At 44.5% G+C, this 22182-nt stretch carries 15 protein-coding genes and 2 pseudogenes; 6 read left to right on the plus strand and 11 right to left on the minus strand.

The window, feature by feature from the left end; genetic code table 11:
- Positions 1–251 precede the first annotated feature (251 nt).
- The gene (locus tag BN35_RS00915; RefSeq protein WP_234396706.1) at positions 252–1391 is read left to right on the plus strand and encodes an MltF family protein; all 1140 of its coding nucleotides are present in this window, start codon (positions 252–254) and stop codon (positions 1389–1391) included.
- A gap of 44 nt (positions 1392–1435) precedes the next feature.
- Here BN35_RS00915 and BN35_RS00920 read toward each other — a convergent pair whose 3' ends face one another.
- From BN35_RS00920 to BN35_RS00930, 3 genes are all read right to left on the minus strand, one after another.
- Positions 1436–2338, minus strand: a complete 903-nt coding sequence (locus BN35_RS00920) for a hypothetical protein (RefSeq protein WP_145992909.1) — start codon at positions 2336–2338, stop codon at positions 1436–1438.
- Between the two features lie 19 nt (positions 2339–2357).
- On the minus strand, positions 2358–3131 hold the full coding sequence (locus BN35_RS00925; protein ID WP_028900753.1) for an RNA methyltransferase: 774 nt from the start codon (positions 3129–3131) through the stop codon (positions 2358–2360).
- Between the two features lie 528 nt (positions 3132–3659).
- Positions 3660–6575: a hypothetical protein gene (locus BN35_RS00930; RefSeq protein WP_102937999.1), complete on the minus strand. Its 2916-nt coding sequence runs from the start codon at positions 6573–6575 to the stop codon at positions 3660–3662.
- A 46-nt stretch (positions 6576–6621) separates the two neighbouring features.
- Here BN35_RS00930 and BN35_RS13455 point away from each other — a divergent pair.
- A pseudogene (locus BN35_RS13455) lies at positions 6622–6738 on the plus strand (IS982 family transposase); the annotation flags it as partial.
- A gap of 151 nt (positions 6739–6889) precedes the next feature.
- On the opposite strand, the gene BN35_RS13655 reads toward BN35_RS13455, so the two are convergent.
- The 8 genes from BN35_RS13655 to BN35_RS00965 form a co-directional block, all read right to left on the minus strand.
- Complete coding sequence (locus BN35_RS13655) at positions 6890–7072, minus strand: hypothetical protein (protein WP_154653942.1); 183 nt, start codon at positions 7070–7072, stop codon at positions 6890–6892.
- A 230-nt stretch (positions 7073–7302) separates the two neighbouring features.
- Entirely contained in the window at positions 7303–10215 is a 2913-nt protein-coding gene (locus BN35_RS00935; protein ID WP_025072350.1) for a hypothetical protein, read from the minus strand.
- A gap of 26 nt (positions 10216–10241) precedes the next feature.
- The gene (locus BN35_RS00940; RefSeq protein ID WP_025072349.1) at positions 10242–10958 is read right to left on the minus strand and encodes a Crp/Fnr family transcriptional regulator; all 717 of its coding nucleotides are present in this window, start codon (positions 10956–10958) and stop codon (positions 10242–10244) included.
- Between the two features lie 75 nt (positions 10959–11033).
- On the minus strand, positions 11034–12080 hold the full coding sequence (locus BN35_RS00945) for an FAD:protein FMN transferase (protein ID WP_036893100.1): 1047 nt from the start codon (positions 12078–12080) through the stop codon (positions 11034–11036).
- A gap of 113 nt (positions 12081–12193) precedes the next feature.
- Entirely contained in the window at positions 12194–12889 is a 696-nt protein-coding gene (locus BN35_RS00950) for a DUF6048 family protein (protein ID WP_025072347.1), read from the minus strand.
- Positions 12840–13319, minus strand: coding sequence for a DUF6452 family protein (locus BN35_RS00955; RefSeq protein ID WP_025072346.1), 480 nt, complete (start codon positions 13317–13319; stop codon positions 12840–12842). The genes BN35_RS00950 and BN35_RS00955 overlap by 50 nt, the downstream gene beginning before the upstream one ends.
- Positions 13307–14269 carry a glycosyltransferase family 2 protein gene (locus tag BN35_RS00960; RefSeq protein WP_025072345.1) on the minus strand — a complete coding sequence of 321 codons (963 nt, stop codon included), beginning with the start codon at positions 14267–14269 and terminating at the stop codon, positions 13307–13309. The genes BN35_RS00955 and BN35_RS00960 overlap by 13 nt, the downstream gene beginning before the upstream one ends.
- Before the next feature lie 113 nt (positions 14270–14382).
- A complete protein-coding gene (locus tag BN35_RS00965; RefSeq protein WP_025072344.1) occupies positions 14383–14898 on the minus strand; it encodes a DUF4199 domain-containing protein in 516 nt (171 codons plus the stop codon).
- 174 nt (positions 14899–15072) lie between these two features.
- Between BN35_RS00965 and BN35_RS12705 the strand changes: the two genes are divergently transcribed.
- From BN35_RS12705 to BN35_RS14330, 4 genes and pseudogenes are all read left to right on the plus strand, one after another.
- Positions 15073–16968, plus strand: coding sequence for a sialidase family protein (locus tag BN35_RS12705; protein WP_081411405.1), 1896 nt, complete (start codon positions 15073–15075; stop codon positions 16966–16968).
- A gap of 156 nt (positions 16969–17124) precedes the next feature.
- The gene (locus BN35_RS00975) at positions 17125–19707 is read left to right on the plus strand and encodes a beta-N-acetylglucosaminidase domain-containing protein (RefSeq protein ID WP_028900751.1); all 2583 of its coding nucleotides are present in this window, start codon (positions 17125–17127) and stop codon (positions 19705–19707) included.
- Between the two features lie 601 nt (positions 19708–20308).
- Positions 20309–21028, plus strand: a pseudogene (locus BN35_RS14305) (RHS repeat domain-containing protein); the annotation flags it as partial.
- Between the two features lie 746 nt (positions 21029–21774).
- Positions 21775–22047, plus strand: a complete 273-nt coding sequence (locus BN35_RS14330; RefSeq protein ID WP_028900750.1) for a hypothetical protein — start codon at positions 21775–21777, stop codon at positions 22045–22047.
- Positions 22048–22182: the final 135 nt, after the last annotated feature.

Here is a 22182-nt window from a genome sequence, read left to right on the forward strand (position 1 = left end):
AGGACTTTTAGTTATTTAGATTCGGGTGATGCTTTCACTTCAACATTTTCCTTTGGGTATAGAGGTGATGCTACATCAAATGGAGCGTTTCACATATACCGCAACAATTCTTATTTGTTCTTAAAAAGCATTGCAAATATAGTGAAATGCAATGAGGTATGCAAGAATTGTCGTACTTTTGCAGCATGCGTCTATTTCGTCATACTTTTGTGACTGGGCGACTTTTGCTTCTTACCTGTTTGACAGTTGTCATGTTGCTTTGTGCGTGTCGTGAAGAGAAAGTCCCTGTTGAAACTCCTTGGGGTACTACTTTAGGAGCGGATAGCTTAGCTTCAAACGACAACTTTTTGTTAGATGACATCGTTAGAAACGGTGAACTGATTGTTCTTACCATGCGAGGACCGCAGACTTATTATGATTATCGTGGCAGCGGCATGGGACTTCAATACCTGCTCTGTGAAAAGTTTGCGCACAGCTTAGGCGTGTCTTTGCGTGTGGATCTGTGTAAAGACACGGCAGAAATGGTGAACAAACTCAAGCAAGGGGATGGCGACATCATTGCCTTTCCCTTACCCATACAAAAGAATGTCTTGGTTTCTGCGGGTCCTACAGCAGATTTTGGGAAAACGAAGTGGGCTGTGCGGAAAGACAATGAGGCATTGGCAGACACCTTGAACAAATGGTTTAAGCCTGCCTTTATTGCACAAGCGCAACAAGAGGAGTCGTTTCTCTTGTCCACTCGAAGTGTGACACGGCGTGTTTTCTCACCCATGTTGAATCGTTCTAAAGGTATCATTTCAAATTATGATCACTATTTCCAGCTATATGCACCCGTCGCTCGTTGGGATTGGCGACTGATGGCAGCACAGTGTTATCAAGAGTCTACCTTCGACCCTCGCGCTCGCTCATGGGCAGGAGCGAGAGGACTGATGCAGATTATGCCTGGCACAGCCGCTCATTTGGGCTTACCGATGTCTCAAATAGAAAATCCTGAACAGAATATTGCGGCTGCTGCAAAATATTTGAAAGAGTTGAGCGTGCATTTCAACGACGTTCGAAATGTGCAGGAACGACAATATTTTGTGTTAGCCAGTTATAACGGTGGCTTCTTCCATGTGCGCGATGCCATGGCGCTCACGAAGAAATATGGCGGCAATCCGTATAGCTGGAACCATGTGTCAGCTTATATCCTAAAGCTCAGCGAACCTAAATATTACCTCGACCCAGTTGTTAAATATGGATATATGCGTGGGACTGAAACTTACGACTACGTCAATAAGATTCGGGCGCGTTATGCACAATACCGTGGTGTAGCAAAAGGTGGTTTAGGAGGAGGGTTTGGTCTTCAAACGCCCAGAGAAGCCAAACGCAAGCATCGCTTCCATGTTTAGCCTTTTTGTTTCGAGGTTGAGCCCTGCTTTTCGCAATCGGACTGTTATCCCTCACTTGTTTTTGTTTGTATTTCTCTTCGCTGGCGACGGGCTTTCTTTTTAGCAATAATTGCGCCATACATATAGTAATTGACGTAAACGCCCACGGTCATGATGGCGATGAGGATAAACCCTGTAAGGATGGAGCAACCGTAAAGTAGAATTGGGAAATACGAAGGTAACGTGTTCACATCTCCTTGTAAAACGCCTTGTTGTGAAAGTGTGTGACTAAACACCAATAGATACAGGGGCATTGCTACTACTATGGTGAGGAAAAAGACAATCACTCCAAACAAAAGCTGTGTAGAGAAGATATATCCGAAATGTCTCAATCCCGAAAAATAACCTCCAATGACGTGAGTTTTGAAACGGGCTTTGGGGGCTTGAATATAATTCATGTACGAATAACTCAACGGTAGCAAGAGAAGAGCGAAAATGAGTAAGCAGAGTGGGAAAATCCACATTTGAACATTGGTGCCTGTCTGCTGCATCGCTTGTCCTGTTGCAATGGGTTGCAGCGTAGTGAGCTGCCAAGCAATGGCACCCACAAGCAGCACGATGAAAATAAGTCCTATGAACACCGTTAGCTTTAGATTCCTCAGAAGGTTACATCTAAATCCGTTTTCATTGAGCAGGTTGGTGGTGCTGCCCATATACCAAACCATGGCGGCTACATACAGCAAAGACAATAAGGAGGATAGGACAAAAAAGCTGGTGCCTCTGTTGTCTTCCAAAAGGGAATTACCATGCTGGATCAACCACGCCGTAACAACGCCTTCCATGATGGCAAAAGCAAGGAGTGGCAACCAATTTCTTCGGAGAATGGTCATTACATTTGAACAAAATAGCAGGTAGGCCATTTTGATACAAGAGGATATACTGCGGTTCTTATATAATTCTTTTTCCATTTTTTATCTTGTTATTTATTCATTCTCTTCTTCTAAATTCACTACAAGTAATAGCTGTTGCAATGGCTACATTCAGACTCTCTGCTCTGTTCCCACTCTTGGCGAAGTTGGGAATGTAAAGCGGTTTGTTTACAAATGTTCTTATCGCTGCTGAAATACCATTCCCTTCGTTGCCCATCACAATGAGTCCATGACTTCCAAGGTTTTCGTGATAGATATCTTTTCCATCTAATAGCGTTCCATACACAGGAAACATGGACGCATGTTGGCGGATATAGTTTTCCAAATCCAAGTACACAACGTTCACCCGAGCCAAACTTCCCATGGTTGCCTGCACTACCTTTGGGTTGTAAATGTCTGCCGTGTTCTCACTACATAGAATGGTGGGTATCGCAAACCAGTCTGCAATGCGAACAATGGTGCCAAGATTGCCAGGGTCTTGTATGTCGTCAAGGGCAAGTATGAGTTGCCGAGAAGGGTCAAAAGCTAAGTGACTTTTTCTCATTTCAAACACACACAAAACCTCTTGCGGATGTTGTTGGCAACTTATCTTGGTGAGCTCCTCGTTGGTTACCGTTTCAATCGGCACGCCCATTTGCTGAAGATGAGTCAGGCGCTCTTGGTTGTGAATATCTTGTAGCCAATGAGGGGTTGCAAACATCATCGTTGGTTGAAAGGTGGAAAGGAGGTCTCCAACCACCTTAGGACCTTCTGCAATGAACGTTCCTTGTGCCACTCTTCCTTTTTTCGATTTCAGCGAATGGATGTATTTCAGTTTGGCTTTACTTATCATATATTCGTATGGATAGTGAATCTATTCGTATAGATAGTAAATCGAGATGCGTCAATCATTCCTGTCGTTTCATCAATGGCGTCGTCTCGTCTTTGCAAATTTAGATAAAATTCCCCAATTAAAAGCCGATAGTTCCCAAAAACGATGAAGAGAAAGTGAAGAGGCACGACTCTTTCAGTGAAGACAGGTTGTTGATAGCCACGGTTTTTTCATTGAAGGGCAATATTGTTAAACATCGAATGTGACCAACGAAACGAATACAACGCAACAAGTCCATGAACGCCTGCGTTCTGCCAATCAAGCAATGCCCATGGGGAGTTTTTCCTAACTCAATGAGATTGAGGTGTTAACTCACGGAGATTGGAGGCTTAACTCATGGAGATTGGCGGTCAAAGTCAATGAGATAGATGCCCAAAGTCAATGAGATTGGCGCAGGTGTCTGGCTGGCGTACGTTTTTGTCGTTATTTTATAGGTTTCTTACCCGCCATCCTTAGACTTTTTACGGATGCGCTATTGCTTGCCAAAGTTTATTTTTTCTTTCCGCTGATGTTCAGTTTGTACATCAGGTGCAACATTAAGTAATTTGGAATAGCATTAAAACGTTTCTCGGTTTTCCCTTGCCCGTTTATCTCATAATTTATGCTCTTGAGTTGATGAAATATATCGTACCCTTCAAGTTTGGCTGCCAGTTTCCCCCTAAAGAAACTCTTGCTAACGTATGCGTTACAAATTAAATCATTCGTATTTATAAGAGGATCTGAATAACCACTGCGGCTAAACATCTTAAGATCCATACCTGTTTCTAATCCTAATTTAAATTTGTATGAACCAAGAATACCATAATTAAAATCCAAGGTACGAATAGATGAGAATTTTTCACGTCTACTGTTAGCGTATCTCCATTTCATTTCACCAACTAAGCTACAGGTCAATCCTCCTTTTTGATAATTTAAAGATAGGTTATCCTCTAACCAATGGTTATTCACTTTGCTCAACATACTTTCTGTTTGACCTGTTACTCCCGTTAAGTCTACATTGTGGTTATAACTATAGACAATAGCATTTATTAATGTGAAGTAGTTTTTATTATCTAATGGAAAAGTATCATATAATCCAATATTGCCAGACCAGTTCCCCCTAACATTCTGTGGCTTGTATGTATATATACCCGTTATCGGATCGTAAGTAAATCCATTAGCAATAGCATTCTGATGGATATTGATATTTATAAATGCCATCGGCAGCTTAAATCGCCTATTGTTGTTATCACTAAAGCTTAAATTTACATTTGTATTTCTACTATTTTTCAAATTCGGATTACCTAAAGAGATAGCTAAAGGATTGGAATCGTCAGATCGGGTAATTTTTGAGTAAAGGTTTGGAGTTTCCACTTTCGAAGTCAAAGTTCCGTAAAAACCGTATTTATTTATTGTAAACCCCATATTTAAAGACAATTCTGAAATCCAATTATATTGTTGGACAGAAGTGTTTAGTAGTGAATTGCGAAAGTCAAGTTTTTCACGTTTGTAACCAACAGACACGTTTGTATTGAAGAACACATTGTTGTGATTCTTAGATTTTGAATAACCAAATCCGAGTGAAGCAGAATTTTGCTTACTTATATAATATCCCTTGTAGCTATTGTTGGCATCTAAAGAGAGTAGGAGAGAATCACGTGAAGATGGTAAACTGCCAAGAGGGTGATTCTCTTTCTGCCATCCGTCAAGTTTGTCTAATCTGTATTTTTGGTTGTTTCGGTAACTTCCTTTTTGCTGATATTGATATCCTGTGAAAAGTCTAAAACCATTAGGAATCACGAATGTATATTGTGGTCCTAAACGATAATTGTAAGAATAAGATGGAGTGTCGTCATATCGATTGCGATAGTCATCAATAGCATTGTTTTTTAAGTACTTCAACTGGTAATTGTTGAACATTGAATTCTTGGTATTTAGATAGTTACCTTCTATCAATGCTGATATACGATCACCAGATGGCAACTGTTTATATGCATTAACATTGGCGAAAGTTTTGAGTGAATGACCAAATCCATATGTTTTTGTAGACAATCGGTTTACACCAAAATCATTTATAAGCCTGTTTCTTGAAGAGGAAAATATCGTATCTAATATTGCTTCTGTGCAACCTATTGATGATGGGTCTGCATTGAAGCGTGCTGAACGGGCAGATTCCCAATTATCAAATTTATTGTAATTTAAGTTTATGGTTGATTTTAGGTAAATTGGGGTTGAAATCTTTAAATTATTTTGAAAGTCATAAATAAAGTTCTTGGATTTAACCTCTGAGATGCTACGATTAAAGTTGTTTCCCCCATTTAAGAAAGATTCAGCTATCATTTGACTATTGTTATGTGTATCTCTCCACGAGAAACTTGTTGACATACTGTTTTCCAATGTGTTTTTTTCATTGCTAACAGCAGCGTTTAGACCTACTGTTTTTTGTATAACCTGACCGTTTGGCAGCTTAGTTGGATCCCAATCTCCCTTTTCTCCAGGTTTGCGGTCTTCATTCACATTATTACTATTTGAGAAAACAGATAACTGCAATCGTGGTGTGAAGTATAATCCGAACGCTTTGGCTGCATACCTGCTGTTCGTACCACCAGCTATATCAAAGTTAGCTATCAAAGTTTTTTCATATTTTTTCTTTAGTAAGATATCCATGATGTAGTCTTTCTTATCAATGTCAACACCCATCGCTTGACCTTTATCGGTACTCTTTTCAAACACCTTTAGATTCTTAACGGTATAGTTTGGTAAATTTTCTATTAATTGTTTGTTATTTCCCTTGAAGAAATCTTTGCCGTTAAGTGTAAGATAATCTAATTTTCGACCATTGATGAATATTTCGCCATTACTATTAAGTGTTGCACCTGGTAATTGTCTGATCAGAGCATCAAGCATACTTCCCTCAGGAAGGTTGAAGGCTTCAGCGTTGAAGACCAAAGTGTCACCTTTCATCACCATCTTGATTTTGGTGCTTTTCACCACTACTTCATCCAGTGTATGTTCTTTATCTTCCATTCCTTTTTTCTTGATGGGAATGTCTTGCATGTCAATGTTTGTATTTCTACCTTTGAATAGTATCTCTTTGTTGACAAAAGTTGTAAAATAATCAGGATGCTCTATCTTAAAAATGTATTTTCCCTCACTCAAATTCTTTTGCATATAGAAATAGGAGTCGGGATGAACAGCTTTGTCGTTCCATATAAAGGTGCGACATGTATCTATTACTGTACTATCTGCCGATAGTAAAGTTAGTTTGACATTTGATATAGGGAGGTTTGTAAACGAGTCTACAATACGACCATGGATAGTATAATTTCGCGTTGAGGGAAGCATTATCGTTGTTTGATAAGCTAATATTTGTTTCGGCAGTAATGTTAATAAAGAAAGTAAGACAAATAGTGTCCATTTTGGCATTTTTATATTCATAACCCGTTGACGGAATTTATTTAAGTTGATAAATATGAGTAAACAGTGGCACATGTCTTTAATTTTTAGTAATTTAGTGGTGGTCAAAATATTAAGTTCAAATTATCGTATGTACAACCGTTATGCAAAATTCGTCAAAATCCTTGATTTATAAAAGCAATTCTATGAAAATTTCGTTAATGAATCACGGCTCTTTCGTTAAAAAGTTTTGGTTCTTTTTATATGCCATTATTTTATAGCGCACCAGTGACATAGTGTAGACAGTTCTTTTCTAAAGATATGAGCATAATCATATGGAGTTGTCACAAATTGAGCGACATCATCATGTTACTGATATTAGGACGAGTGTCAAATTGTGTCAGCAGAATAGAATTTTGTCCTGTTATTTTACCGTAAATCGACCGTTGAAAATCTCCAAAATAGAAAAAATCAATAGGCAGACAATAGACAAAAATACGCTGATTTTCCCCAAAAAACCGTCTCATCTCGTTGAAACATTGTTTTAACGCCCTTGTAAACACTCTTTAAGGGTGTTATCTTTATGTCACAATCGCATTAAAGCATGCAGTTTGGCAGTCAAAGTCAATGAGATAGATGCCCAAAGTCAATGAGATTGGTGCGGGTGTCTGGCTGGCGTACGTTTTTGTCGTTATTTTATAGGTTTCTTACCCGCCATCCTTAGACTTTTTACGGATGCGCTATTGCTTGCCGAAGCTTATTTTTTCTTTCCGCTGATGTTCAGTTTGTACATCAGGTGCAACATTACGTAATGGGGAATGGTGTTGAAGCATGTCTCGGTCTTGCCTTGTCCATTGACCTCGTACGACATGCTCTTAAGCTGTTGGAAAAGGTCGTAGGCTTCGAGTTTGGCGCTTAACTTTCCTTTGCAGAACGACTGACTGAGGTAGGCGTTGCACACCCAATTATCAGTGTTGAACGACGGGTCGTCGTATCCTCTGCGGCTGAACATCTTCAGATCCATGCCTGTTTCCAGTCCGAAGCCGAAATGATAAGACCCCACGATGCCGTAGTTGAAGTCGTAAGCGTTGATGGTGTGGAAGTTCTCCCGTCTGCTGTTGACGTTGCGCCAGCCCAAAGCGCCTACCAAACTGCAGGTGGCACCTTCTTTTTGGTAGTTCAGCGAGAGTTCGTTTCGCGTCCAGTGGTTGTTCACCTTGCTCAGTACGCTTTCGGTATGTCCCTCCACAGCCGTGAGGTCTACGTTGCGACTGTAACGGTATTCCAATTTATTGTCCAGTGTGAAGTATTTTGCACTGTCTAACGGGCAGTTGTAATAGATGCCTGCCGTGCCAGCCCAGTTGCCTTTCACATTCTGCGGTTTGTAGGTGTAAACGCCCGTTGTAGGGTTGAAGGTGAAGCCGTTGGCGATGGCGTTTTGTTGCACATTGAGCGAAAAATCCAAAGTTGGCCACTTGTATCGCCTGTTGTGTTGGTCAGCAAAGTGAATTATGGTAAAGTAGGTCGTGGTGTTTTTGAGGTTTGGGTTGCCCAACGAGATCGCCAAGGGGTTAGAGTCGTCGCGCCTGTCGATTTTCGAATACAGGTCAGGCATGCCGATTCTCATGTGACCATAAGCCAAGATGCTGTATTGATTGTAGGTGGCGCCCATGTTCAGGTTATATGATGTCTTCCATGTCTGTTGACTGATGTTGGTGTTGAGAGCCGTACTCCTGTAGTCCAGACGTTGTTTTTCGTGTTGAACGGGGATGTAGAGACCCATATAGAATGAGTTCTTGCCACTTTCTTTACGGTAGGTGATGTTCAAAGACAATTCCTGTGTCTGTGTCTTCAAATATCCTTGGTAACTGTTGTTGGAGTCCAATGCTCGCCGAAGAGCGTCGCGTGACGAGGGCAGGGTTCCCAATTCGTGTGCTTGCTGTTGCCAGTCTTGCAGCTGATCCAGTCGGTATTTTGAGTTGTTGGTGTATTTCATTTGTTGGTTGAAAGAGAATTCTGGAAGGAAAGTCCAGCCACTTGGAAGTTGGTATCTATAGCTTACGGATGCGTTATACACGTAGCTGTGCGAGGGTGTGTCATCGTATCTGTCGCGTTGATCTTTGGCTGTCGCACCCTGCAGGTAGTCTAATCGATATTGTTCGAATGCCGTTCGTTTGGTGTTGTCATAGCTGAAAGAACCTTGGAAGAAGATGTTGTCTCCCGATTTCAAAAGGTAGGAACCATATAGGCGATTGGATGTCTGGAACGAATAACCTTCTCCAAGACTTTGATTTTGCTGTCTGTTGAGGACTGCGTCTTGCACTCGCCGACTCCATGGCGTGGTGAACAAGGTGTCAAGAACGGCTTGGGTGTCGCCCCAGGGCGCCGGGTCTTGTTTGAAGGAGCCAGCACGTAGGATGCTCCAGTTGTCACTTTTGCGGTAAGTGAGACTGTTCTCAACACGTAGCCAGAAGGGTTTACTCATCTCAAATTGGTGTTCGAGCTGGGTCTCGAAGTTTTTCGAGCTGCTCTCTGACACGCTTCTTGAATAGCTGTTGTTGCCCGTGTTGAGGAACGATTCGGTGGCTGTTTGGCTCACATTGTGGCTGTTTTGCCAGGAAACACTGGTCGACACGTTGTCGGTGATGGTGTTTTTGTCGTTGCTGGTAGCAAGGTTCAGCCCCACTGTCTTCTGCGTTACCTGTCCGTAGGGCATCTTGGTTGGGTCCCAGTCGCCTTTCTCGCCGGGCTTGCGGTCTTCGTTCACGTTGTTGAGGTTGGCGAAGACAGACATCTGTAGCCGTGGGTTGAAATACAGACCGAAAAGCTTTGTGGCGTATCGGCTGTTGGTACCTCCGGCTATGTCGGCGTTGGCGATGAAGTTTTTCTCATACTCTTTCTTTAGTTGGATGTCCATAACGTAGTCTTTCTTCTCCACATCCACGCCCAAGGCTTTGCTCTTCTCGGTGCTTTTCTCAAACACCTGCAAGTCTTTGACGGTGTAGCTGGGCAGGTTTTCTATCAGTGTTTTGTTGTCTTTCTTGAAGAAATCTTTTCCGTTGAGCGTCAGATAATCTAATTTTCGCCCATTGATGAAAATCTCTCCGTGGCTGTTGAGTGTGGCTCCCGGCAGCTGCCTAATCAACGCGTCGAGCATACTTCCCTGTGGAAGGTTGAAGGCTTCGGCGTTGAAGACCAAGGTGTCGCCTTTCATCACCATCTTGATTTTGGTGCTTTTCACCACCACTTCGTCCAGTGTATGCTCTTTGTCTTCCATGCGTTTGCGCTGGATGGGCATGTCATCCAAGTCAATGCTGCTCTGTCTACCTTTGAAAAGTAGTTCGTGGTTGATGTACGTAGTTTGGTAATCGGGGTGCTCTATCTTGAAGATGTAGGTGCCTTCGCTCAGCTTCTTTCGTAGGTAGAAGTAGGCATCGGGGTGTATGGCTTCTTTATTCCATGTGACAGTTCGGCAGGTGTCCACCATCACGCTGTCGGAAGTCATGATGGTGATCTTGGCATCAAGCACGCAGAGATGGGTGAACGAGTCGACCACACGACCGTAGATGTCAACGGAGCGTTCTTTCTTGTGGTGTGTTGTCTGTGGTAAGGCTTGTGTGAAAAACAGCAACAAAGCCCAACATAGGAGAGATAGTCTTTTCAGTTTCATGTATGATTGATTTATATTTTTGTCCGTTAGGTGAGTCGCTCCAGTGCTGGCACCGTGATGTACCCTCTGGTGAGTTTTATCAGACCGTCGGTCTGCATGGCGTTCAAAGCAATGGATATATCTAAGCGACTGACGTTGAGTTCGGTGGCAAGTCTCACCATCTTGATTTTGAAAACCTTTTCTCCCGCGGGTCGCAGCGAGCGGTCTTTGAAGAAGTGGATGATGCGTTGCCGGAGGTCAGTAGGTTGTGGATGCCACGGCTGTAGCTGTAAACGCTGACTCTGCGTACAAATGATGTTGAGGAGGTTGAGCCTGAACACCATGAAGTCTTGGGTAAGAGTGATGACGTGCTGCTTACTGACAGATAGTGTGTTGCACGCTTCTGCTGTAGTATAGGTTCGACGATAGTGCTGGTGCAAACCAAAGAGATGTTCTGGCTCGATGACAAGGGGTGCTTTCAGGGTTTCTGTGAGCGAATAGCCATGGTCATCCGCCTCTGCCGTCACCTCGACACTGCCTTTGAAGAGTACCGTTAGCTGTCGACAGGCTTCACTCTCCTTTGCAATACATTCTCCTTGTGGGTGTTGTGCAAAGGACAGCGGCGTGGTTTCGGCAATGCGCAGCAAGTCCGACTGACTGAGACCTTGAAACAGTGGCAGCGACAGAAGATGAAATGCTTCCGCATCTTCTGTATGATAGTCCAAGGGGAGGGGAGTGTTAGATGTGCTTGTGCGGTGAGCCATGAGGATGATGTCTTAGGGTGTGCGGTAAAAGAATACGTGTACAGCGTGTCCGAGAGAGGAGTTTTAGCGCTTTCCTTATTTCCTGTCAGACGGGTTCTCTGCGCCTTGAATGGCTTTCTTCAGCGAGGGGGAGTACCACACCTTGTTTTTCCCCTGTCCGTCGGCATATATCAGATACACCATGAGGTCGGGATGATGTTGCAACACCTGTTGCGTTTTTTTCAATCCTAACACCATAAACGATGTGGCATAAGCGTCGGCTTTGGCACAAGTATTCGCCAAAACGGTGGCAGAGAGGATGTTGTGCTGTACTGGATAACCTGTCTTTGGGTCGATGGTGTGGGCATATTTCTTCCCATTCTTATAATAGAATCGGCGGTAATTTCCGCTCGTTGCCATGGCAGTGTTCGACAGATTGAGCACCGTTTGCAGTTCGTTGTTCGTCTGTGTGGAGTCGTCCGTGGGCTTCGTTACGCCAATCTTCCACGGCAACCGTTTGTCGCTGTTGCCCTGCACCACTATCTCGCCCCCGATTTCTATCATGAAGTTCTCGACATCTCGCGAACGCAAATATTGCGCCACCACATCACTTCCGTACCCTTTGGCAATCGCCGAACAGTCGAGCATGATGCGTGGATCTTGCTTGCGCACCTTACTACCGATGAGTTTTACTTTCTCGTAGCCAGTCAGGTGGCGCAAACTGTCTATCACTGCCTTTGTGGGAGGTGTGCCCGACTTAAATCCGAAGCCCCACACATTGACCAATGGGGCAACAGTGATGTCGAAAGCACCGTGCGTATCTTTAGAAACCGTCTTCGCCAAGTCGAAAACTTCGATGAACATTTGGTTGAGCTTAACGGGTTCGTTGCGATTGATTTTGGAAATAATCGACTCGTCATTGAAGGTCGAAAACGTTTGATCTACCAACTGAAGTCGTTGTAAAATCTCTCGATGTAAGTCCTTGTCCGACTGATAAGTAATGTGATACGTTGTGCCAAATATTTGCCCCGTATTGTGTTGATACGGCATGGTGTTTTGTTGGCGAATAATGTAAATAGAGCCAACGATTAAGAAAAGAAGAAAAACAATCCGAAATATAGAAGATTTTGTTATTTTCATCATTCAATTATTTTTAGTTCCAACCTTGATTTTTTTTATTTGTTCGCACACTTCCTCTCATTCCACACGCCCAGTAGCGCATCCCATTCTTCATCCTTCTTGGTTCACTCCGCCTGCTAAATTTCCACCGTAACGAGGAATGTCCCACCTATGGGTGTTGCTTTGGGTTTGCCAAAGCCCGGCACGTACCAAGGGTCGCCTGCCTCGGTGTTGGCACTACTGGCAATGCGGTGTTTGTATCTCACGCTCCAGCCCATGCGAAGAGGTCCCCAAAGCTTCACATCCACGCCCATCACGGCTTCCAACCAGTGGTATTGGTTGCTAATATCGTTTAGATTGAAAGGGAGCTGGGTGCCATACACGGGGTCGGTAATGCCGGGGTGGTTCACCGTATATTTGAAAGAAGTGTAGCCATAGCGTGCCCCCACGTACAGTCGATAGTCGTCGTCTTTGTTCTTCAGCATGTTTACATCTAAACCGATACGACCATACGGCGCTTTGCAAGTGTAGTGCAAGTGGGTTGTGATATCCTCGCTGTCGGCTTGTCCGTAACCCAATTCCACGACAGGAAAATATTTGTTGCGCAAGCTCACTCGGGCGGCAGCTTCGTATTGTCCATAGTCGGAGAGCAGCAGTTGGAGCGGTCCCACCAAGTCGGCAGATACTGCCACATGGCGTAGAAAGCGTGTCGAGTCTTTAGGTTGCTCAAATATCTTCTTCGGTATTTGCGCCTGTACTGTTGTGCCCAATAGGAGCAGCACACTAATACAGATATTTTTTGAAATAGAGGTATAGGTGTGGGTTCGTTGCATCGTAATTCACGTTTTCGTTGTTAATGACTACCGAGTCGAGCGTTTGATGGGTACACGTCACCGATTTGAGGCGGTGGAACATGGCAGGCGGACAGTCAATCGATTCAAAATGCGGCTGGTCGTCTTTGGCTATGCGCAGCGTGTCACGAAACACTTGCCCGTCCTTGTTCGCAATCTTGAAGAAAAACACATCCTCTGGCTGTGCATAACTGATGGGCAAGATAAAGCTGTCGATGCCCACTGCCCGATTCAGCAACACCGTGTCCGTCCCCATGCTACGCGCAGCGATGATGGTCAGCGTGTCTTCCAACTTCGGTTGTGAACCCATGAGCTTGTACGATGTCACCACGGTGTTGTTCAAAGGGCAATCGATAGACGAGCATGCAGTGAAGCCCAAGGCGACAGACAGCAAAAAGATTATTCTTCGCATCGAATGGTTTTTTCTATTTGGTAATCGTTTCGAGTTGGATTTGACCTACTAATCAAGTCGCCCACAAACCCAGCCAAGAACAGTTGGGTGCCGATGAGCATCGTGGTGAGGGCGATGTAGAAGTAGGGCGAATCGGTAATCAAGCGCATGGGGATGCCGTTGGAAAGGGCGTAGAGCTTTTCTGCTCCCAATATCATCACAGCGATGAGCCCAACTAAAAACATCAAGGAACCTAAAAATCCAAAGACATGCATGGGCTTTTTACCGAAGTTGGACAAGAACCACAGTGTGATGAGGTCTAAATAACCGTTGAAGAAACGGTTGAGTCCAAACTTAGAGGAGCCGTATTTGCGTGCTTGATGCTGCACTACCTTTTCGCCAATCTTGCAGAATCCTGCCTCTTTCGCCAAGTAAGGGATGTAGCGGTGCATCTCGCCATACACCTCGATGTTCTTCACCACTTCTTGCCGATAGGCTTTCAGTCCGCAGTTGAAATCGTGAAGGTTGCTGATGCCACTAATTTTGCGAGCCGTAGCGTTGAAGAGTTTGGTAGGAAGTGTTTTGCTCAGTGGGTCGTATCGTTTCTGTTTATAGCCCGACACAAGGTCGTAGCCCTCTTTCGTAATCATGCGATAGAGTGCTGGAATCTCTTCGGGCGAATCTTGCAAATCGGCATCCATGGTAATCACCACCTTGCCCTGTGCTTCCTTAAAGCCACAATACAGGGCTGGACTCTTGCCGTAGTTACGTCTAAAACAGATACCTCGCACAGCCTCCGACTGCTTACTGAGTCGTTGGATGACCTCCCATGAATGGTCGGTAGAGCCGTCGTTTACAAAAATTACTTCAAACGAATAAGCGTTTGCTTGCATCACCCGCTCTATCCATGAGAAGAGTTCGGGCAACGATTCTTCCTCGTTGTACAAGGGAATTACTACAGATATGTCCATACTATTCTATTCATCATTCACAACGTTGCCCTCACTCTTTTGTCCGCCTCTCCTCATCTGCATAGGAGAGAGGGTAGAGGACGGCGTATCGGTAGGGCGAAGTCATGAGGTGTTTATTTCTTCTTTTTGCCAAAAATCGCCACAATGGTACTGGTCAATGTTCCAATGAAAAGGTTTTGCATCATGAACATAAATGCCAGTTCAATGGGCGAAACGCTTCGCATCATTTCAATGGATTGCTGGAGGTTGCTCCAGTAGTCGGTGTTTCTCGTATCTATCGCTTTCAGCTCTTCAACCGACTGGTTGAGCAGCTGCACAAAGTGGCCGTTGTCCAAGAACTGGAAATACAGACACTGCACCATGGCAAATATCAGCGAGGCATAAAATGTCATGTAACAGCCGTAGGCAAAGGCGCGCCGATAAGAGATACTACCGTCGAGCGCATAGTTGCGAAACTTGATGACACGCCACGTCATCAGCACTGGCGTCATCAAGAGGAGCAGGTTGCCCAAGATATTCAGCGGTGGATACATCAAACAGGCAAAGCTGGAGGTCCACAGCAGAGCGAGCCAAAGACCGTCAATGCGAGCAAAGGCTTTGAGTTGGATAAGTGTTTGTACGTTTATCATAACTAATGTGCAAAAGTAAGCAAATTATCTAATAAACAGAGAATTGTTTCTTATTATCTTTCCTCTTTCTGAATAATTCGACATATTGTACCATTATTTCAAATAATTTTAGTATTTTTGTAAACGAAACAATCGAATTATTATTTATTTACACATTAAAAGACACTATTATCTATGAATCTAAAATCGCTACGATTATTATGGACCTTTGCACTGCTCCTTTCTTTGGGGTGGAGTACCGCACACGCAGCGGACAAAGTAATCCGCATTCAGAAGTCAACAGGTACATGGACCAAGTCCAATCCTGCTAAAACATACGGTGCGCAATGGACCAGTAACGACGTTGATCCCATGCTCACTCTGACTTGTGCTGCCAACAATATGGCGTACTACGACGGGAACGAGATAAAGCTTTTTACAAGAAACAGCTCGGCGAAGTTCAGTGCTGATTACACCTTAGCAGTTACTCCTGACTACGAAATCGTGAGTTACGAATTTTCTTTCTCGTCCGATAAGGCAGGACAGAAGATTGTGGTGACGCCGCAAGGTGCTGCCGAATTGTCGTCGGATGGCCCCACACAGTGGCAAGCCGTGAAGGTGACAGACATCCATGCCACTACGGCAACGTTCAATGTAAAGCATGCGACACAATCTACCACAGGTTTTGCACACCTGAAGAACGTGTTAGTAACCGTGACAAAGGCTGCAGCTCCAGCGAATTTTCATCCACTCTATATCACTCGTCCCAACGAACATCCTTACCGCATACCAGCCTTGGCTTGCTTGAAAGACGGTAAGTTACTGGCTTTCTCTGATTATCGCCCGGGTGGCTCTGACATTGGTTATGGCGAGGTAGATATTCAATTGCGAACCTCTACCGACCATGGTGCTACTTGGACCGATGCACGTACCATTGCCAATGGCAAAGGAACGGGCAGCGGACTCGATTATGGCTTTGGCGATGCTGCTGTTGTTGCCGACCGTGAAAGCAATGAGGTGCTGATGATGTGTGTGGCAGGACATGTTCCCTACCAAACAGCGAACTACCAAAATGGGCATCCACTGCCCATGGTGCGTTATCTGAGTACCGATGGAGGTGAGACGTGGGGCAATTATACCGATGTTACCGCTGCCGTTTATGGACTCTTTGACGGAAGTAAAGACGGTGCAGTGAAAAGTATGTTTGCTGGTTCTGGGAAGCTATGCCAGAGCAGTATCGTGAAGCATGGAACGCACTACCGTGTGTATATGCCTGTTTGTGCTCGTGACGGTGGCAACCGCGTGCTGTATTCTGATGACTTCGGAGCAACTTGGAAAGTATTGGGAGGGAAGGATGCACGTCCTGCTCCCGGAGGTGATGAGCCTAAGTGTGAAGAATTGCCCGATGGTAGAGTGTTATTGTCGAGCCGCACCAATGGAGGACGACTGTTCAATATCTATACCTATACTAACCATGAGACGGGCGAAGGCTCGTGGGGCGAGGTGGCTAAGTCGGATGCGAACAATCGCGGAACGGCAGCACAAAGCAATTCGTGCAATGGCGAAATCATGATACTTCCTGTGAAGCGCAACAGCGATGGTAAGCAAATGTTCTTGGCACTGCAAAGTGTTCCCTTTGGTCCGAACCGTGCCAATGTGGGCATTTACTTCAAGGCATTAGAAAGCTTGAACGATTATTTCACGCCAAAAGCGTTTGCAAGCAATTGGACAGGAAAGAAACAAATATCACAAATGGGTTCGGCGTATAGCACCATGGTGTGGCAAAAGGACGACAAGGTGGGATTCTTCTATGAAGAGTCTACCTACGGTGCCGATTATACCAACGTGTACAAGGCTTTGACACTCGAAGAAATCACCGACAACGCATTTAGCTACGACGCTACAGTGAAACGTCCCACGGAGGATGCCAACGCCATTCAGTATTCAGACTTGACAAAGGTAACGCAACTGCTCGGTCACAAGGGGGTAGGTTTCCCTTTGGCTGATGCCGAGAGTCGTGAGCTACTCGTCAAGATATACGATGCGCCTGCCAACTACACGAAGACACAATTGGAACACATAGCAATATAGTTGGGCTTCTTTCAACTTCCTTTCGATTCAAAAATAGCACCACAAGCAACATCAAACAAAGTTCACATTTACCATTAGACGCGGAAGAAGTGGCGAGATGATTCGCCACTTCCTTCTTATGTCGCCCATGTTCAACAAAAATACAATCCTATCAATATGAAACAAATCTATAAAATTTCGCTCGCAGCTGTGACGGCTGTCTTGTCCCTAACCACTGGCATGGCGCAAGATACTGGGTTCGATCTCAGCTCGCAGCGCAAAGAGTCGCAAAACATCTTGAAAGTGCCTGGACACAAAGTAAATCATCAGGGCATTGTCATCAATCCCACTCCGCAGAAAATAGAAATGAATGTCGGGGGGCAGGTTGCACTCGATGTCACTGCTGGCGTGCGCCTGAAGGATAAGACGAAGGACAAGAAATACGTGCTGGCGCAGGACCTCAACTTCCTTAACCTGCAACGCAAAGGCGTCAACCTCACCGTGAGTTATGCCTCGAAAAAGAACAATTTGCCCAATGTAGAGGGTGCTTATGCCCTGCAAATCGATGCCAAAGGCATTCGCATCACGGGGCGTGATGACAAAGGGGTGTTTTATGCCGTACAAACCTTGAAGCAACTCATGGAAAGTCCTGCTGCACAAGGCGGTAAAACGCTGCCATGTCTCTCTGTTGTCGATTATCCTACCTTCCCTTATCGAGGAGTAGTGGAGGGCTTTTATGGCACTCCATGGTCGCACAAGGCGCGCTTGTCGCTCCTCGATTTCTATGGAAAATATAAGATGAACACCTATCTCTATGGTCCTAAGGACGACCCCTATCACAGCGCACCTAATTGGCGCAAGCCTTATCCAGAGAAGGAGCGTGAGCAGATTCATGATTTGGTGATGGCATCGCAGCGCAATCGTGTTGACTTTGTGTGGGCTATCCACCCCGGAAAGGATATTCATTGGAATGAGGAAGATTATCAAAATTTGGTGCGTAAGTTTGAGATGATGTACGAGCTCGGCGTGCGTTCGTTTGCTATCTTCTTCGATGACATCGATGGAGAGGGAACCAATCCGATGAAGCAGGTAGAACTGCTGAACCGATTGACGCATGAGTTTGTACAGCAAAAGAAAGATGTGTCGCCCCTCATCGTCTGTCCTACAGATTATTCCAAGTTGTGGGCAAACCCCTCACCGCAGGGTGCTTTGAGCATTTACGGTAGAGCGTTGGACCCCTCCATCAAAGTGTTTTGGACGGGTGATGTGGTGTGCAGTGATGTCACCCACGAAACGTTAGACTGGGTGAACCAGCGCATTCAGCGTCCTGCCTTCTTCTGGTGGAACTATGCGGTGACCGACTATGTGCGCCACATCGTACTTCAGGGTCCTGTTTATGGACTCGATACAACAGTGACCCCCAACGAGATGTGCGGACTGGTGAGCAATCCTATGGAACATGCCGAAGCGTCCAAGCTGTCGCTCTATAGTGTGGCAGATTACACATGGAATCCAAAGGCATACAATGCCATGGATAGTTGGGAACGTGGTTTGCAGGTAGTTGCTCCTCGCTCTCACGAGGCTTACCGCACCTTTGCCATTCATTCGGCAGATACGGAGACGGGTTACCGCAGGGATGAGTCGTGGGAGACGGAGACATTCCGCTTCAACAACTATACGCCCCAACAGCTCGAGGCGTTGTATCAGGAGTTCGACCGCATCGAGAAAGTGCCTGCACAGATGCAGCAAGCCAATGACAACCCTGCCTTGCTAAAGGAGTTGCAGCCTTGGCTCGTGGAGTTTGGACGCTTAGGCACACGAGGAAAGCGCACGATTGATTTGATGAAACAGTACAAGGAGGGTGATTTAACCGATTTCTGGACGGGTTACGTGCAAAATCTCATGACGCTCAGCGAGCGCAAGGCTTACGAGGCGCATCGATCGGGAACCATGAAGTTGCAGCCATTCTATGAGGTGGCGATGCAAGACTTGAGTGAGGCGTTTTATCAACAGATATCTGGGCGCAAGCCGTTCGTATATCGTGCCGTGGGCTCTTATCCCAACCTCAAGACCACGCTCTCGCAATTGATGTTTGATACGGATACCACCTCTTATTATACCTCTACCGCATCGCAGCGAACAGGCGAGTGGATAGGGGTAGACTTGGGATGTGTGAAGCCTGTCCGTGAGGTGCATATTCTTCAGGGACGCAACTCGGTAGACGATGTGGATTACTTCGACCATGCCACTTTGGAATATTCTGCCGATGGCAACAACTGGCAACCGCTGTTGAAAGAGCTCAAAGGCGTCTACGATGTGCAGTGGGAGGGGGCTGAAGTGATGGCGCGCTATGTGCGCTTGCGCAAACTGCCTTCTGAGAAAAAGAATTGGACTGCGGTCCGTTTGTTTGAGGTCAATCCTGTTCGTCAGCAATATTTAGGTTTTAAGGTAGATGCTGGTTCGCAAACTGAGGCTGCCCTGCGGGCATTTGATGAGCAACCCACAACCGCATTCCACCTTTCGGGTCGTCTGTCGTTCGACATCAAACCGGGTGTTTCGCAATATGCGCTGCTGATGCGCTTGCCTGCAAACGGCGGAGTAAAGGTGAGCCAGTTCGACAAACGTGGGAAATGTATCCACACCGAACAGGTAACCACCAACTTCTATCCCTTCACTCTCATGTCTCGCACCGCACGAGTAGTTGTCGAGGGCGATGCCGAGATTTACGAAGTTGTGATGAAAGATGCACCGCGCAAATAACGTTTGCTGCTGATGATAGGCTGGTTCTATAAATTAGCTTTGTTAGATTTTGAGCTTATTTTTGAGGTCAAAATGCAAGAGCGTGAAGGAGTGTAGCGAGCTACACGACTGAACAATCTTACATTTTGAACCAAAAACGGAGCAAGCCGAATACAATCAAACTTGTTTGAATTGTTGAGGCACAGCCTGTTTTATATAAAAAGAAGCCAAAAGATAACAAAACGTATTTCATAAAATTTTAATGACTATATGCGGTGGTAATTTATAGAACCAGCCTATTACCAACACAAGGATGGGGCTCACCGCTCCATCCTTGTTGCTAAATATGGTGGGGGAAAGCACATCATGGATTTCACTCGCATGAAAAAAGACAACCATTTTTCAGATAAAGCCTGCTTTTTTGGCTGTTATCCCATTACAATAATGCCGTTGTAAACATGAGTTAGCACCCTTAACCCATGTAGATAGTCTGGTTAACCCATGTAAATAGTCCGGTTAAGTCATTTAGATAGCTTGAAGGGGTGACAGTTGGATTAGTTTAATTGGTTCAATTTGTGGTTGATACAAAAGAACATGAATGTTTTTGACAACAAACAACCCATTGACGGTGGACTATAAGAAAAAATATAGTGAGCAGTTGCAGGCGATCAAGGAAAATTATCGTACCTTTGACATCCCATACAACGGTCAGGACAATGACGACTACGTAAACGGTTAAGTTTGTCCAAAGGAAATTGTCGGCTGCACTCGGAAAAGATAGAGCAAGCTCACTTTCCACTCATTGGCACACCAATTCTGCTGCAACGACGGCACACCGGAGGCAGCAAAGGCAAGGGCAATGGCACGCACAAGGGCTGCAAATGGTAACTTCAAGCCGAATGACGACTATAAGAAGATGCAGTTCTACTACCACCCCGACCATTTGGGCAGCAGTAGCTACATCACCAACCTTGATGGCGAAGTATCGCAGCACATTGAATATGTACCGTATGGCGAGGTGTTCATTGATGAATTGGAGCTTACGCGGAAATCGGCGACCGCAGGGAAAGCCAACTGCAATAACACATGGAGCACGTCTTTTCGATTCAACGATTGTGCCAACGAGCGCAGAGGCAAGCTTGCTTGTTCTATGCCGAGTGCAGCCAATCGTAGAGTAGAACTCAACGTCAAAGAGCTGGATGAGGAGACAGGTATGTACTACTATGGTGCGAGGTACTATGAGCCAAGATTGAGTTTGTGGATGAGTGTCGATCCCAAGGAAGAAGATTATCCTATATTATCTACTTATTGCTTTGTTAATAATAATCCTATTATTTTTATGTATGAATCTACAGCCGCCTATGGTGGCACAACCTTTATGCGTTTATCCAATAAATGGATGAAAGAAAATCATAGTAACCATTGGTCAGGAGGAAGAAAAAAAATGAAAATACTGGTAAATTATTTACTAACATTTCTATTCATTTGTCTTATAGAAACTTCTTGTTCCTTTAAGACAAAGTGTAGAGGCATAAGTATCAACGAAGTTCATACTACAACTAAACATGCAAGTATGAGATTCTCCTCCTTGGCTACGTTTTCAAAGAACAAGACATCAGCATTAAAAAATTATCGAAAGTTTAACATAAGTAGGAGCATCAAAAAATCAATCAAACTATCCAATTGGGCAGAAAATATGGAATATCCTCCCGACGTCTTTATCTGTGAAAATGGTTATTATTTTTTATTATCTGTTACAAAAAATCCAACAGGACTAGATACAAATTTTTACCATTGGATTGTTTTAAATAATGACGGTAGAGTTGTTGATGAATTTGTAAGCTTATCTAAAAACATCAATAACTGCTATATGGAAAAAGGGAAACTACACATGGTTGTATATGACTATGATGATGAGTTTTTTTTAAAGGATCAATCAGAATTGATTCCGATAATAATAAGGGATTTTATAGTTGAAGATAGTTTAGCTTTGAGTAAAGAAAGTAAATTTTACGTAGAAGAGGGCTAATATCAGTAAATAAAAATTCGTTGGTCAAATTAAAGCGTATTTAACTGTCCGATAGGCTTATGATTGATGAGAGTAAAATACTACAACATGGTGAAAGCAGCGACTTTGCCTTAGCCTCTATCTTTGCCCCATCGATGTATTCCACGTCAAGGGGCACTAAGCTTCGATCAGCAAGTAGCACCATCAATTGGGTGAACACGTTGTTTAACTCGTCTCTGACACGGTTGTGGAAGCAGTTGATGGTGATGAAGTTGGGCTTTTCGTATCCTATAATCCCAATGAAGTGGGTGTCATGGAGAAGCGATTATACAGGAACATTCCATTGGACATAGACAATATGGAGGGGATGCATCTAAATCACATTTCAATGTTAGGGTAATGTTTCAATCAGGAGTTATTATAATAACCATCTGGTTATCAATGTTATTTTTAAAAGATTAGGCGTAAAGGCAGGGAATGATTCTCTG

The sequence above is a fragment of the Hoylesella timonensis 4401737 = DSM 22865 = JCM 15640 genome (genome assembly GCF_000455445.1).
GTDB classification, from domain to species: domain Bacteria; phylum Bacteroidota; class Bacteroidia; order Bacteroidales; family Bacteroidaceae; genus Prevotella; species Prevotella timonensis.

Excerpts from the sequence above, each read along its gene's own strand:
- BN35_RS00915 (WP_234396706.1), top strand. The coding sequence starts at position 252 with ATGTTGCTTTGTGCGTGTCGTGAAGAGAAAGTCCCTGTTGAAACTCCT.
- BN35_RS00920 (WP_145992909.1), bottom strand. The coding sequence starts at position 2,338 with ATGGAAAAAGAATTATATAAGAACCGCAGTATATCCTCTTGTATCAAA.
- BN35_RS00925 (WP_028900753.1), bottom strand. The coding sequence starts at position 3,131 with ATGATAAGTAAAGCCAAACTGAAATACATCCATTCGCTGAAATCGAAA.
- BN35_RS00930 (WP_102937999.1), bottom strand. The coding sequence starts at position 6,575 with ATGCCAAAATGGACACTATTTGTCTTACTTTCTTTATTAACATTACTG.
- BN35_RS13655 (WP_154653942.1), bottom strand. The coding sequence starts at position 7,072 with ATGAGACGGTTTTTTGGGGAAAATCAGCGTATTTTTGTCTATTGTCTG.
- BN35_RS00935 (WP_025072350.1), bottom strand. The coding sequence starts at position 10,215 with ATGAAACTGAAAAGACTATCTCTCCTATGTTGGGCTTTGTTGCTGTTT.
- BN35_RS00940 (WP_025072349.1), bottom strand. The coding sequence starts at position 10,958 with ATGGCTCACCGCACAAGCACATCTAACACTCCCCTCCCCTTGGACTAT.
- BN35_RS00945 (WP_036893100.1), bottom strand. The coding sequence starts at position 12,080 with ATGATGAAAATAACAAAATCTTCTATATTTCGGATTGTTTTTCTTCTT.
- BN35_RS00950 (WP_025072347.1), bottom strand. The coding sequence starts at position 12,889 with ATGCAACGAACCCACACCTATACCTCTATTTCAAAAAATATCTGTATT.
- BN35_RS00955 (WP_025072346.1), bottom strand. The coding sequence starts at position 13,319 with ATGCGAAGAATAATCTTTTTGCTGTCTGTCGCCTTGGGCTTCACTGCA.
- BN35_RS00960 (WP_025072345.1), bottom strand. The coding sequence starts at position 14,269 with ATGGACATATCTGTAGTAATTCCCTTGTACAACGAGGAAGAATCGTTG.
- BN35_RS00965 (WP_025072344.1), bottom strand. The coding sequence starts at position 14,898 with ATGATAAACGTACAAACACTTATCCAACTCAAAGCCTTTGCTCGCATT.
- BN35_RS12705 (WP_081411405.1), top strand. The coding sequence starts at position 15,073 with ATGAATCTAAAATCGCTACGATTATTATGGACCTTTGCACTGCTCCTT.
- BN35_RS00975 (WP_028900751.1), top strand. The coding sequence starts at position 17,125 with ATGAAACAAATCTATAAAATTTCGCTCGCAGCTGTGACGGCTGTCTTG.
- BN35_RS14330 (WP_028900750.1), top strand. The coding sequence starts at position 21,775 with ATGATTGATGAGAGTAAAATACTACAACATGGTGAAAGCAGCGACTTT.